Here is a 14,112-nt window from a genome sequence, read left to right as displayed (position 1 = left end):
GTAGGGGTGATGTTTTGCCGTGAATCCCTGTGCTTTAATTTAGTCCTGTACTATTATTTTTGTCTTTGACGGATCTACTTTGTCTTTTTCTATTATCAGGTTGTCAATGTGCTGGGCTTTGATGGTTCCTGATGTTGGGTTCATGACACTGTCTATCTTGCTGCAGATATCGGCATCCACTGTTGAATATTCAAATGCAAGTGTTGTGTTGATGAGCTTGCAGTTCTTCATCACAAGGTTGTCGATGTAGCACATGCCCTGAAGGCTCTCGATGGTGCAGTTCACCAGGGTGAGGTTCTTTGCGTTCCAGCCAAGATACTCGCCCGATATGAATGAATCATATACGGTCACGTTCTCGGTATTCCAGAATGCATCCTTTGAAAGCAGATTGGAGTTTCTTATCTCTACATTCCTGCATCCGTCAAATGAATAGTTGCCGTCAAGCTTCAGGTCGTCTATCTTCATATTATTGCTGTTCATGGCAAAATAGTCGCCCTTTGCTGTCACGTGGTTCATTGTCACGTCATCGCAGCTCCACAGTGTCTCCTCCGCATTGGTGAATGTCACATCCGTAAGCTCCAGCCCTTTACATCTGCGGAAGTTCTTTGGTGCCTGGATGAGTGCCCGCCTCACCGCGATATTATCAGTGTACCAGACTCCGGCTCTCGCCATCTCAAACCAGTGGCAATCCTCCGCAACAATGTTCTTGCTGTACCACAGCGGATACTTCCATTTGAACATGCTGCCGTACAGATTTATGCCGCGGCTCTCCTTAAGCGGAGACTCGCCATCGTCAAATATCGTATCATATATATCGAGATTTTTTCCCATGAAAAGAGCTCTCTCACCTGTCAGAAACTCCTGTCTTATGATTTTCTTTTCTTCTTTCTTATCCATCTCGTTCATCTTCCTTTTGTATATTCTCTATTATATTATTGGCCTATTATCACCATGTTATCACTTCTGGCAAATGCGAATATGACTGAGCTTATGACCACCATGAGTGGCAGTGCAAACAGTAATATATTTATTACCTGAAATTTGCTATATTAACAGACTTATCCTCTTAAATTAAGGGATTCTCAACCAGTCTTCTTTATATTATAATCTACACATACAAGTCCGGCATGTAAATAGGGATCTCATGTCTGATATTTTGGGGAAACAACAATTTCAGGGGGTACATTATGATTTTAACATCGGGGGATTCTATCAGTATTTTTTTCAGACTATTACCTTATACGACTTACATTATTCCAATAGCATCATTCATCATAGCTGTGGTCATCGGCCTTTCCATACGGGGTAAGGCATGCCGTATCGAGCGGGACTATACCAGAACATCCGCCGATATCACATCTGTCAGAAGATTCAGTAAAAGAACCCATATCAACTATGAATACCGCGACCAGTCCGGAGTATTGCACAATGGTTTTCTTTCCGTCCGCGGTATAACAAATTACAACTCCATGTCGTCCATCGCAATATATTACAACCCGAATAATCCATCCGTATCTTATACGGAAAGAACTATGAACAGTGACAAAAATGCACCATTCATCTATGGTAGTGCGGTTCTGCTTGGAACTCTGGTATTTTTATGGAGAAGGCGCTGATTTCTCAGCGTCCTTTTTTATTACCTCCTGATGAGATCCTTTGCCACCTCACCGGCTATTATAAGCCCTGCGACTGATGGCACAAATGCCACGCTGCCCGGGATGTCTCTGCGCTCTGTACATTTGTGTTCTGCACCCGGAGGACAAATGCAGTTGTTTCTGCAGCTTATCGCCATATCTTCGATCGGCCTTGTCGGAATCTCTTCCGAGTATACGACCTTGAGTTTCTTGACACCCCTCTTCTTCAGCTCTCTTCTCATGACCTTCGCAAGCGGACACACCTTTGTCTTGTATATATCTGCAACCTTGAACTGGCTTCCGTCAAGCTTGTTTCCCGCACCCATGCTGCTGATGATCGGGATATTCTTCTCCTTGCACTTCATGACAAGAGCGATCTTGGCTGTCACGGTGTCCACCGCGTCGACTACGTAGTCGTAGCTGTCCCAAGGGAAGTCATCCGCATTTTCCGGAAGGAAGAAACATTTGTGTACCTCAACCTCCACATTTGGATTGATGTCAAGCATCCTGTCCCTCATAACATCGGTCTTATACTTTCCAACTGTGCTCCTTGTCGCTATGATCTGTCTGTTGAGATTTGTCAGACACACCTTGTCGTCATCTATCAGGTCAAATGCTCCGACACCGCTTCTGACCAGCGCCTCGCATACATAACCGCCAACTCCGCCTATTCCAAATACCGCTACCTTAGAGCCTGCCAGCTTGTCCATTGCTTCCTTGCCAAATAGCAGCTCTGTTCTCGAAAACTGTGTTAACATCTCTTATTCTCCTAATATGATATATATCCCACTACAACTATATACAAAATAAGTTTTTTTTCAACTGAAATCTTATTGCCCCTCCGGGGACGGAGGTACCTGTCCCCTCCGTCCCTGATTTATATTGAGTACATGTATCCGATTCGGTCACTGTACTCCCGGGTAAGATCGGCGATGGTTTTGTTATCAAGCACATTGTTGATGGCAGATTCAAGGTCATCCCACACCTCTCCGATGACATCGTTCATAACCATGTTGGTGTCGCCATCCTCATCAACTCGATTATCGATCGGTGATATCCTGCCCTCAATCGCCCTTAGCACCATCCCAACCGTGATCTCCTCCGCTGGCATGTTCAGACGGTAACCGCCCCTCGGTCCTCTCACGCTCCTTAAATATCCTGCCTTTAGCAGAGAAGATGTAACCTGTTCAAGATATTTGTCAGACAATCCACACCTTCTGGCTACGGCTTTGACAGTAACCGTGCTGCCACTGTTTATCGATATATCTACCATGAGTCTCAAAGCATATTGTCCCTTTGATGATATTAACATTTTTCTGCCTCCTGTTCATTGTTATATTTTACCTATAGAATTACTATGAATTAGTTTTATTTTTTTTGGCAAGGAGAAAAACAGTTATGCATTTACATTCCATGCTTTATCTCCATGCCAATTACTTCCCAATTATTCTATTTATTTTTTTTGAGTATATTTCTATATCGTTAATCATATATGCTGATCAACTGTTTCAGTTATCCTTATTTTTTTAAACCATTCAGATATTCCTCAACATAATGGATAACTGCTGCACCATCTCCAACGGCTGTCGCCACCTGACGAACCGCCTTGGTTCTCACGTCGCCCGCAGCAAATATTCCCGGTGTGCTGGTCCGTCCGGTCTCGCCCGCTGCAACGTAACCAGCGTCGTCAAGTTCCACGACGTCACCGAGAAAATCTGTGATCGGACTTGTGCCTATGGCGATAAATACACCGGCTACCGGAAGTGTGAAATCGTAATCGGCCTGTCCATCCACTGCTGTCGGTGTCTTCACAGCAACCTTGAGCTCCAGCTTGCCCGGCGTTCCGCCTATCTCTGTCACCTGCGCAAATGGGTGAAATTCTATATTCTCAGTCTCAAGCACCTGCGCACCGAGTATCTTCTCGCCTCTAAACTCATCTCTTCTGTGGATCAGATGCACCTTGCTGCACATCTTTGACAGATACAGGGCATCCTCAAGAGCTATATTACCTCCGCCCACAACTGCGACTTCTTTGTTCCTAAAGAACGCTCCATCACATGTGGCACAGTAAGAAACTCCTGCCCCTGTGAATTCCTCCTCACCGGGAACGCCAAGCTTTCTGTGCTTTGCACCCGTGGCTATCAGAACCGCCTTTGTCTCTATGCTGCTGCCATCCTCCAGGCTGACCTTTTTGTGATCACCGTAATCCTCGATGGCTGTCACCCCTCTGTCATCAAACTCTACGCCCAATGTATCTGCGTGTTCTTTGAACTTCATACCCATGTCAAAGCCGCTTATGCCCGGCAGTCCGAGGTAGTTGTCCACCTGCTCTGTATTTACGATCTGTCCGCCGGAGAATGCTTCCTTCTCCAGTACCACCACGTCCATCATCGCCCTCTTGGCGTAGACTGCGGCGGACAGACCCGCAGGGCCGCTGCCCACAATAACCAAATCTCTCATATTTCCTCCTTGTCGAAGAAGGTCGCTGTCATGTTTATGTAATGCTCCAAGGCTACGCACGACTCTGTCACCTTGTCTTAGCTCCTGACTGCATTCGCTCCCGCCCCCTATAAGGGCAGGGGGGCTCCCGCTCAGCAAGGAGCGACAAGCTTCCGTCGTCTATGTGCTACCCGCCTTTGGAGCATCACATAAACATGACAGCTTACTCTTCGATAACCGTTAGTTTTATTATGTTATTTCCAAACCACTCTTTTAATACTTATCTAATTATTTCTACAATATAGGAATATAAATTCCTTTTTAATGAGACATCTTCTGACCTACTAAGTCTCTCTAGTTCTCTTTGTATTTCTTTATCAACTCACAGGTTTTGGATACGTCTTCCTTGCTGTGTGCGTAGGACACGAACATTGCCTCGAACTGTGATGGTGCAAGGTAGATTCCGTTGTCCAGCATGTATGAGAAATACTTTGCATACCTTGCGGTGTCGCTGGATATTGACGTGTCCATATCCACTACTTCCTGATCTGTGAAGAATACGCTCATCAGTGAGCCTATCTGGTTGACATGGACTGTGTCGCCGAGTGTGTCTCTGACTGTGTCGGCTATCTGCCTTGTGCTCTTTTCTATCGCCGGATATATTGTATCCTTTTCCTTCTGGAGTATGCGGAGCGTTGTGAGTCCGGCTGTCATGGCTATCGGATTGCCCGACAGAGTTCCCGCCTGGTATACTCCGCCAAGTGGTGCCACCATGCTCATGACATCGCGGCGTCCGCCGTATGCTCCCACCGGCATTCCGCCTCCGACTATCTTGCCAAGTGTTGTGAGATCAGGCTTTACCCCGAAGTATTCCTGGGCACCGCCAAGGCTGAGTCTGAAACCTGTGATGACCTCATCAAATATAAGAAGTGCGCCGTACTCATTTGTTATGTCCCTGAGGAACTGAAGGAATCCATCATGCGGTGGGACAACTCCCATATTTGCGGCAACCGGCTCGACCACGATTGCGGCAATGTCTTTGCCCTCCGCCTCAAATAACTTCTTTACGCTGTCCTCGTTGTTATACTCTGCTATGAGTGTATGCTGTGTATACGACTTTGGAACTCCCAGGCTGTCCGGAACTGACTGTGTGAGTGCCGCCGAGCCTGCCTTGACCAGAAGTCCATCACTGTGTCCGTGATAGCAGCCGCGGAACTTTACAATCTTGTCTCTGCCTGTAAATCCCCTCGCCACTCTGAGGGCACTCATCACCGCCTCTGTTCCCGAGTTGACCATTCGTGTCAGCTCCATTGACGGCATGAGCTCATTTATCAGCTCTGCGATCTCGAGCTCTTTCCTTGTCGGTGCGCCGAATGTAAGTCCGTCATCACAAGCCGCCTTCACCGCATCTATGACTCTGTCATCGGCATGCCCCAGAATTCCCGGGCCCCAGGAACAAACATAATCCACGTAGGAATTGCCATCCTCGTCAAATATATGTGAACCTTTTGCTTTCTTCATAAATACAGGTGTCCGTCCCACCGAGCCAAATGCCCTGACCGGTGAATTGACGCCGCCCGGAATTACCTTCTGTGATTTTTCAAATAGATCCTGTGAATTTGTCATTGCCATTCTTCTTTCTATAATTTATCGTCCTGTGTGACTTTTTTCTTTGTTTCCTTTTGTTTTTCGTAAAGCTATGTTATTTTAACCGTTTAGATACAATATTGTATCTTTTTCTATTTTATATTCCAAATAGATAAAAACGTCTCGTTATACATAGCAACTATTGTCCTACTCAGCTCTATCTTCTTTTAAGTGTTGATGTCGCATTCTCCTCATCTTTGGAAACGCCTCTCTCTCCTCCGTCGAGTGGGGCAGATCGTCGGAATCATTCCGAAATATGACTCCGTCATATTGATTCCGACTCAAGCCAGTGTGCCACGTCTATGGCGTGATAGGTTATGATGATCCCTGCTCCGGCACGTTTCATGGCTGTCATGTTTTCCATAACGATCCTCTTCTCGTCTATCCAGCCATTTGCCGCAGCTGCCTTGACCATGGAGTACTCGCCGCTGACATTGTACACCGCTATCGGATAGTCCGTGTGGTTTCTCACATCCTTGACTACATCCAGATAAGCAAGTGCCGGCTTGACCATGATTATGTCTGCTCCCTCGGCGATATCCGCCTCGCACTCTCTCAGAGCCTCCCTGCCATTTGCGGGATCCATCTGGTATGTCCTTCTGTCTCCAAACTGTGGTGCAGAATGTGCCGCATCGCGAAATGGTGCATAGTAACCAGATGCAAATTTCGCACTGTAACCCATGATCAGTACATCCGTCAGCCCGTTGTCGTCAAGTGCCTTTCTGATGTATGCGGTGTGTCCATCCATCATATCCGACGGAGCCACCATGTCTGCGCCAGCCTTTGCAAGTGATACAGCCATCTTGCCCAGATATGGAAGAGTCTCATCGTTGAGTATCTTGCCGTCATGGATAATTCCGCAGTGACCGTGTGATGTGTACTCGCACAGACAAATGTCCGCTATGACTATCATATCCGGATACAGCTCTTTTATCCTCCTGACTGCTTTCTGCATGATTCCCTGATCGTCGTACGCGCTGCTACCCACCTCATCCTTGTGAGCCGGTATGCCGAACAGGAGAACCGCGCTGATTCCGGCGTCCGCCACTCTGCGAAGCTCCTCCTCAAATGTGTCGAGTGAATACTGGTATATTCCCGGCATGGAGTCTACCGGATTCTTGATCCCTGTGCCCTCCGCCACAAACATCGGATATACAAGATCCTCCTTGTTAACCCTGTTCTCTCTAACCATATTTCTGATGGCCTCGCTTCCGCGAAGTCTTCTGAGTCTTATCATGTTACTGCCTCTTTTCTCTAAAATAATAATCACCGATGGCTGATATAAGGTGCTCGATATCACCAACCTCTGGAACTATATCCGCATGATAACCAGCCTTCTCCAAAGCCTTCTCGGTCACATTTCCAAGTGCCGCTATGCGGATATTCTTCATTATATCATGTATTTTAAAACTGCCGTCTGTATTGTCCGTATGATCCCCACATGAATCTATATCATTCAACAAATGAGCCACACCGCAGTTTTTTTTCTCTGCATCAAGAACATCTAGAAATCCTCTGACACCTGACGCGCTGACAAATGTGATCACATCCAGATCCTTCAGATACTGTATGCTCTCCATCCTGCGTCCAACCACATCATAAACTGGGATCTCCTCATATACCACACCGCCCTGATCAAGTATGTCAAGCATTGTCTCGCTGCCCTGAACGGCTCTCGGAAGGAGAAGTTTCTCTCCGTCATTCATCACATTTGCAAGTCCCATAGCAAGAGCACTTGTGGTGTACTCGTCCGGCACATAATCCGCTATATATCCCTCAACCTTAAGTGCGTCCCTTGTTCCGGCGCCGACCACCGCAAGTTTCAGATGGGCCAGTTTTCTGACATCTATATTCCATTCTCTGAGCCATTTGAAAAACAAGGTTATGGTGTTCTGACTGGTAAATGCCAGCCAGCTGTAATCTTCTATATGTTCCAGAGCCACTCGCAGCCTGTTCTTCTCCTCTGTCTGCTCCACACTCATATCCACTATGCTGTAGGACTGACCGCCAAGTGCATCTATTGCAACTCTCATCTTCTCGCGAAGCTTTGGCGTTCCAATAAGTCCAACGTGGACATTCTGAAGCGGTCCTCTGTTTGGTGCTGTAAAATCCAACGCTGCATTTTCACCCACAACTATGATCGCAGGAGATTCAAGCTTTGCCTCGTTCACCTTGTCCGCAATTGTCTGTATATCGCCGCGGACTATCCTCTGTCCAGGCATGGTTCCCTTGGAAATGACCGTGACCGGAGTATGTTCCTCCGCCCCAGTCTGAACAAGTCTCTCCATGATCTGTGGCAGTCTGTTCAGCCCCATCAGGAACACGCTTGTCCCTTCCTGATTTCTGATGTAGTCGTAGTCATCTAAACCACCTTCATCAGATCTGTGTATGTCTGCCCGCTTGTGTCCTGTTATCACGTGAAAGCTTCTGCTCGTTCCGCGGTGGGTCACCGGTATGCCGCACACCTCCGGAACCGCCACGGCGGACGTTATTCCCGGTATCACCTGAAATGGGATCCCCGCTTCTAAAAGTGCGGTCACTTCCTCGCCGCCTCTTCCAAATACAAATGGATCGCCGCCTTTGAGGCGCACCACCATGTTGCCTTTGCGGCCTTCCTCAACAAGTATCTCGTTTATCTCAGGCTGCTTCTTGTAGTGGCTGCCCGCCTGTTTGCCGACGTATATCCTGCGGCAGTCCGGCTTCACCATCTCCAGAAGCTGATAGGTTCCGAGTCTGTCATATATGATTGTATCGCATTGTTTTATGAATTCCAGGCCCTTCACCGTGATTAGTCCCGGATCGCCGGGGCCTGCGCCTATCAAATATACCATTTTTTTGCTCTCCATTCGCCGTGTGAGTTGGATGGGTGTCTCTCGGCTACGCACAGCTCAGTCACCTTGTCTTGCTCCTATTTGCACTCACTCCCGCCTCCGATAAGGGCGTTGGAGGCTCCCGTTCGGCAAGGAGCGACAAGCTTCCATCGCTTATGTGCTACCCGCCGTAGAGACACCCATCCAACTCACACGGCTTACGCATCGAAAAAATTTACTTCTTTACTTTTCTTTTATCTTCAATACATACTACTTCAAAACAATCTACATTTTATGTTTTTATTTATCTTTTAAATATACTGTTGCAAAACAACTTACTCTACTTTATTAAATTCTCTACCAGCTGTTCCCATTCTGCGGTGTTTCCTTCTACCGTCTTTCTGTGTATCTGGATTTCTTCATCTTTCTCTTTGTCCGATGAAGCCGCATCTGCTTTCATCAGGCTTAGCTTCATGTGGTCGCCATGAAGTTCTGAGTACACGCCTATCGGTTCGTGACAGCCGGCGTTCAGGCGATTCAGAACTGCGCGCTCGCATGTGAGCTGTGTGTATGCCTCTGTGTCATTTATCGCTCTGACCATGTCGTATACCTCGCCAGAGGTTCGTGTCTCTATGGCTATGATTCCCTGACATGCTGCCGGAAGCATTGACTCTGTACTGATGTATCTGAATGTAAGTTCGTCCTTGTGCACTTCAAAGCATTCTGTGCTGTCATTGCCTTTGTCTTCAATAACTCCCAGGCGCTCAAGCCCTGCCGCTGCAAGAATGATGGCATCGTATTCGCCATCTTCCAGCTTCTGTATGCGGGTGCCGACATTTCCTCTCAGGTTCTTGCACTCAGCATTTGGATACATGTCTCTTATCTGGTACTGCCGTCTCAGGCTGCTGGTTCCCACCACGAAACTGTCGTTTCTGTCAAATGACCTGCCACTCTTATATATAAAAACGTCCTGCGGACATGCTCTCGGAAGTGTACCCGATATCGTAAGACCTTCCATGATCTCCATCGGCATATCCTTGGCACTGTGTACCGCTATGTCTATGTCACCTTTAAGTATAGCTTCCTCGAACTCCTCGACAAATACCGCTTTGCCTCCGAATTCCAGAAGCGCTCTGCTGGTGTCCCGATCCCCCCGGGTACTCATTGTAACCATCTGAAAATCAACCTGGGAAAATCTCTCATTGAGTGCCTTTATCACCAATTCAGTCTGAGCAAGAGCAAGCTTGCTGCCGCGGGTTCCAACTTTTACTGTTTTTTTCTGTCCTCCGCTTTCGCAATCCAAATCGTCACTATTGAATCCATCTGCCATGTCATTCTCCGCAAATTTACGAATATTCGGTTTATTTTTACCATGTCCATTCTCAACTCTCATCTAACAGACTCCTAACCATTTGCTGAAACGCTTTCTTTCGCTCTTCCTCGCCGTCTATCTGTGCTTTGATCTGCTCGCGGAGCTCACCCATACGCTCTGCTATATCGCCATAACTCCTACCTAAATGGCTCTCTATATTTCTCTTGATCGTGCCCGCAAGCACTGGACTCTGTCCACCGGTGGAAACGCTTATAACAACCTCTTTATCCTTTATGATCGCTGGAAAATAAAATCCGCAATCTGCCTTCACATCAACCACATTTACAAGTATTCGCTGCTGCCTGCAAAGCTCCGCCATTTCGTGGTTGACCTTCTCATCGTCCGTCGCCATTATGACGACAAATGCACCGTCAATATCCTGCGGCTGCACGCACCTTTTTACAAGTGTTAGGCATCCAGAATAATCTGCAAAATTCTCTACAGAACCACGATCATCGCTTGTCGCTGCACAGTATTTGTCTGGCGTATTCACCTGCTCCGCCAGTTCTAAAAGCTCCGGGCAGAACTCCGGTGACACCACCGTGACCACCGCGCCAAATTCCAGCATGCTGCACACCTTTCTGTATGCAACAGTTCCGCCTCCTGCGATCAGGCATCTCTCATTATTCAATTCTATCATAAATGGGAAATACGACATCACTACCTCTAATTTCTATTATTGAGTCTCTATTAAAAAGCACCAAAAGTTGTTCCAATTATCTGACATCTGACATAAACATCATCAGCCGATGATACTGCATAACCTCAGGCAAACAAGCAGTATTCAGTTCTCACATCCGGCAGTCACAATACTGTCCAGCATTTTCTCAAATGCATCATACTCAAGCTGTCCTTTGAGTTTATATACCATCTTTGCGCCATCTATAGTCTTAAGCTTCGCCATCACGTCTCCATGCTCCCTGTTGAACCTCGAAAATGCTATGTTCTTCATAATCTCGTCAACCTGTGATATGAGCCACGGCTCCATCTCTGTGATTGTTTTTGCCCTGCTTTCATTGTTCTCTCTGGAGAGTGTTCTGATATAGTCTATGTCACGCAGCACACATCCGTCCACATCTGAGACCGCAGGATCAATGTCCTTTGGCATTGCCAGATCAAGGAGCAATCTCCGCTTCGGCTGCATTTTCACAGCCTCCGCCAGTTCATCCCTGACAAATGTATAATGTGGGCTTGCTGTCGCACTGATGATGACATCCGCCCAGGCTGCCAGCTCATATCTTCTGCTGTAGTCCTCTATCCTGATCTGCTGATGTCTGTCAAATATGCTATCTGCACTGTGGTGACTTCTGCTTGTGCCTGTTATCTCTATATCTGGTGCAAGATCTGCAATATCCTTGACAACTATGCTGCCTATCTTGCCTGTGGCTCCTACGACCAGGATATGCCCGGTATTTGCCTTTTCAGCATCCACACTCTCAGCTTGACTGCTGCTTACCACATCACTTCGAACATCTCTGCACGTGTTTTCAATGCCGCCATTTCTTGTAAAATTCACTGCCTCCCGTGCTGACAAGGTTCCGACGGATACCGGAAGTCTCGTAGTGTCACTCTCCGTCGCCACCGCCTTTGCCGCCGCAAGTGCTCCCTGAAATGCTATATTCAGCTCGCCGTCACAGGCTCCAAGCTTCTTTGCCACAAGATATGCGCTCTTCACCTGATGTATGATCTCCACCTCGCCGAGCACCATGGAATCCATACCACACGCCACTCTGCACAGATGTAACATACACTGGAATCCCTCATAATTCATGCTATATCTTCTTATGAGGCTGACAGGGACATCCCTATCATTAGCCAGAAGCATTTCTACCTGTTCAAGCAGGCCACCTCGCCCACCGGAAGCTTCACCGCTGCTCATTTTCCCTGTTATAGCAGACCCACATGGCTCACATTTATCCGTAAAGTATATTTCCATCCTGTTGCAGGTCGACAACACGACACATCCACCCACCGCAGCCTTTAGCCGCTCGGTGAACTGTCTCTGTCCTTTTGTCGAAAATGCAAAGCTCTCCCTGACATCGGCCGGTGTATTCTTATGATTTATACTTATGCAAAACATATCTTCAGTAACTCCAAATGAAAATTTATGACAAGCTCACGTAAAGAACAAGGGCGGGTATCAAAGCCCGCCCTGTTCTTTCAAATGCCTGCTATCCATCATGATTCTATAACAAGCTCCTCTATCGTCACATTCTTTTCCTCATCTATGTTGAAGGCCTTGAGTACCGGATTGTCTATCTCCATGAGGGAGAGAATCAGATAATTCACCTTGGAATCATATGCAAGTCTCTTATCCTCCTCCGAAGGTCTGGATGGAGACTCTGGATGGGAATGGAAGTTGCCAAGAAGCTCGTATCCATTTGCACGCATATCCTTAACTGCCGCAAGCTGCTCTCTCGGGTCCATGGAAAAATGCTCGTTGCTGGCGTCAATATTTGTCAGGAGATACACCTTCCTGATGTACTTCTTGTCTCCCTCTCTGACACCGCCGATCAGACCACAGGACTCATTTGGAAGGCCCTCCTTGCAGTGTGCAAGTATCTTCTCGTAATCAGACTTTGTCATGTACAACATCTTACTTCATATCCTCCTTATTATCAAGCATTGAGCAGACGCATGAAAAGGCGCTTCGCGCGGCGTCTGCGTGCTTCATAAGGAATCTCCCGCAAGCGGGTCCTCCTTATGAAAATTACTTTCCGTCACACTCCACCTGCTCGTAGTCGATGAGCTTGGTGATGGTTGGATTTGGTCCACATACAGCACATCCACAGCCCTTCTTGTGAGGGAGCTTTACTGTGTGGAATTCCATCTTAAGTGCGTCAAATGTAAGGAGTCTTCCTGTCAGAAGATCGCCAACTCCAATGAGATACTTGATTGCCTCCATAGCCTGAAGACTTCCGATAACACCGCCCATTGCTCCGATGACTCCGGCCTGCTTACATGTAGGAACCGCATCCTTTGGAGGTGGATCCTTGAATACACATCTGTAACATGGTCCCTCATCTGGAACATATGTCATAAGCTGACCCTTGAATCTGATGATTCCTGCATGTGAAAATGGCTTCTTAGCCATAACACAGGCATCGTTGATAAGGAATTTTGCAGGGAAGTTGTCTGTTCCATCGATGATGAAATCATAGTCCTTGATGAGATCCATGATGTTCTCTGATGTCACGAACTCTCTGTATGTGATCACATTTACATCAGGGTTCATGGCGTTCATGGTCTCCTTTGCGGATTTGACCTTTGCCTTGCCCACATCTGCTGTTCCGTGAATGATCTGTCTCTGAAGATTTGACAGATCTACCTCATCGGCATCAACTATACCGATGGTTCCTACTCCGGCTGCTGCCAGGTACATAGCGGCTGGCGCTCCCAGTCCACCTGCGCCTATGATCAGCACCTTGCCATTTAACAATTTCTTCTGTCCCTTCACGCCAACTTCCTGAAGGATAATGTGACGTGAGTAACGTTCCATCTGTTCATTTGTGAATGCCATTAGAAGCTGCCACCTCCCATGAAGTAGAGGAACTCTACTGTATCGCCGTCCTTGAGCTCTGTTGTTGCAAATGCATCTGAGTCAACAAACTCATCATTGACTGTTACTGTGACATAGTCCGGATTCTCAACGTTCTCTGACACGATGATCTGAGCTATTGTTGTCTTCTCTGCTATCTCTTTCTTCTTTCCTGCTATTGTGACTGTCATTTTTCTTTCCTCCTGACGATTCATTTGCCTGTCCGGGATTACCGGGCTGCATAAAATGTGATTATATACTTTATAATTTTAATTATATAGTTTCATTCTTCTGTACACTGGAAGTAATTGACTACAGTCAAATACTCCATTGTGTCACTTTACCAACGAATTTCTACAATAATTTGCCAACTTCCTCCTCCAGCGCATTTCTCTTCACAAGACCGCGGATGCGGGAAACCTCCTCACCACTCTTGAAGAAGAGTATGGTTGGTGATGCCATGACTGCGTACTTCTCAGCAAGCTCTGCGTCGAAGTTTACATTTACCTTGTATACATTTACCTTGTCCTCGTAGTCATCTTCGATGCCGCCAAGGATAGGTGAGAGCTGCTTGCATGGTATGCAGCTGTCCGAATAGAATTCCACGATGACCGGGAGCTCCGACTGAAGAACCTTCGCATCGAAATCCTCTGCACTGACTCTTACTGCCAT

At 47.1% G+C, this 14,112-nt stretch carries 15 protein-coding genes; 1 reads left to right on the top strand and 14 read right to left on the bottom strand.

Translation table 11 applies throughout. From position 1 onward, the window contains the following. Positions 1–39: 39 nt before the first annotated feature. Positions 40–897: a DUF3737 family protein gene (locus tag ARA78_RS06890; protein WP_055280286.1), complete on the bottom strand. Its 858-nt coding sequence runs from the start codon at positions 895–897 to the stop codon at positions 40–42. Positions 898–1,187: 290 nt separating this feature from the next. Between ARA78_RS06890 and ARA78_RS06885 the strand changes: the two genes are divergently transcribed. Next, a complete protein-coding gene (locus ARA78_RS06885) occupies positions 1,188–1,616 on the top strand; it encodes a DUF3592 domain-containing protein (RefSeq protein ID WP_055145476.1) in 429 nt (142 codons plus the stop codon). Positions 1,617–1,636: 20 nt separating this feature from the next. Here the strand turns inward: ARA78_RS06885 and ARA78_RS06880 are convergent, their stop codons facing one another. From ARA78_RS06880 to ARA78_RS06820, 13 genes are all read right to left on the bottom strand, one after another. After that, positions 1,637–2,392: a tRNA threonylcarbamoyladenosine dehydratase gene (locus tag ARA78_RS06880; RefSeq protein WP_004851697.1), complete on the bottom strand. Its 756-nt coding sequence runs from the start codon at positions 2,390–2,392 to the stop codon at positions 1,637–1,639. A 119-nt stretch (positions 2,393–2,511) separates the two neighbouring features. Further along, positions 2,512–2,946: an RrF2 family transcriptional regulator gene (locus ARA78_RS06875; protein WP_015534740.1), complete on the bottom strand. Its 435-nt coding sequence runs from the start codon at positions 2,944–2,946 to the stop codon at positions 2,512–2,514. 206 nt (positions 2,947–3,152) lie between these two features. Beyond that, complete coding sequence (locus ARA78_RS06870; protein WP_055145473.1) at positions 3,153–4,094, bottom strand: NAD(P)/FAD-dependent oxidoreductase; 942 nt, start codon at positions 4,092–4,094, stop codon at positions 3,153–3,155. Positions 4,095–4,427: 333 nt separating this feature from the next. Further along, positions 4,428–5,705: a glutamate-1-semialdehyde 2,1-aminomutase gene (gene hemL, locus ARA78_RS06865; protein ID WP_055280285.1), complete on the bottom strand. Its 1,278-nt coding sequence runs from the start codon at positions 5,703–5,705 to the stop codon at positions 4,428–4,430. Positions 5,706–5,985: 280 nt separating this feature from the next. Beyond that, on the bottom strand, positions 5,986–6,957 hold the full coding sequence (gene hemB / locus ARA78_RS06860) for a porphobilinogen synthase (RefSeq protein WP_044998093.1): 972 nt from the start codon (positions 6,955–6,957) through the stop codon (positions 5,986–5,988). Between the two features lies 1 nt (position 6,958). Next, a complete protein-coding gene (cobA, locus tag ARA78_RS06855) occupies positions 6,959–8,551 on the bottom strand; it encodes a uroporphyrinogen-III C-methyltransferase (protein ID WP_055280284.1) in 1,593 nt (530 codons plus the stop codon). Between the two features lie 319 nt (positions 8,552–8,870). Beyond that, entirely contained in the window at positions 8,871–9,923 is a 1,053-nt protein-coding gene (gene hemC / locus ARA78_RS06850) for a hydroxymethylbilane synthase (RefSeq protein WP_055280283.1), read from the bottom strand. Then, on the bottom strand, positions 9,913–10,542 hold the full coding sequence (locus tag ARA78_RS06845) for a precorrin-2 dehydrogenase/sirohydrochlorin ferrochelatase family protein (protein WP_055223643.1): 630 nt from the start codon (positions 10,540–10,542) through the stop codon (positions 9,913–9,915). The genes hemC and ARA78_RS06845 overlap by 11 nt, the downstream gene beginning before the upstream one ends. Before the next feature lie 144 nt (positions 10,543–10,686). Beyond that, positions 10,687–11,982: a hypothetical protein gene (locus ARA78_RS06840; protein WP_055280282.1), complete on the bottom strand. Its 1,296-nt coding sequence runs from the start codon at positions 11,980–11,982 to the stop codon at positions 10,687–10,689. 98 nt (positions 11,983–12,080) lie between these two features. Further along, positions 12,081–12,497, bottom strand: coding sequence for a M67 family metallopeptidase (locus tag ARA78_RS06835; protein WP_004851714.1), 417 nt, complete (start codon positions 12,495–12,497; stop codon positions 12,081–12,083). 115 nt (positions 12,498–12,612) lie between these two features. Beyond that, positions 12,613–13,422 carry a thiazole biosynthesis adenylyltransferase ThiF gene (gene thiF, locus ARA78_RS06830; protein WP_004851717.1) on the bottom strand — a complete coding sequence of 270 codons (810 nt, stop codon included), beginning with the start codon at positions 13,420–13,422 and terminating at the stop codon, positions 12,613–12,615. After that, a complete protein-coding gene (gene thiS, locus ARA78_RS06825) occupies positions 13,422–13,631 on the bottom strand; it encodes a sulfur carrier protein ThiS (protein ID WP_015534732.1) in 210 nt (69 codons plus the stop codon). Before thiS ends, thiF begins: the two co-directional genes overlap by 1 nt. 163 nt (positions 13,632–13,794) lie before the next feature. Continuing rightward, complete coding sequence (locus tag ARA78_RS06820; protein ID WP_055280281.1) at positions 13,795–14,112, bottom strand: thioredoxin family protein; 318 nt, start codon at positions 14,110–14,112, stop codon at positions 13,795–13,797.

This window comes from Coprococcus eutactus (assembly GCF_001404675.1).
GTDB lineage: Bacteria > Bacillota > Clostridia > Lachnospirales > Lachnospiraceae > Coprococcus > Coprococcus aceti.
Note: the sequence above shows the minus strand (reverse complement) of the source record. Positions and strands in the feature narration are given on the sequence as shown.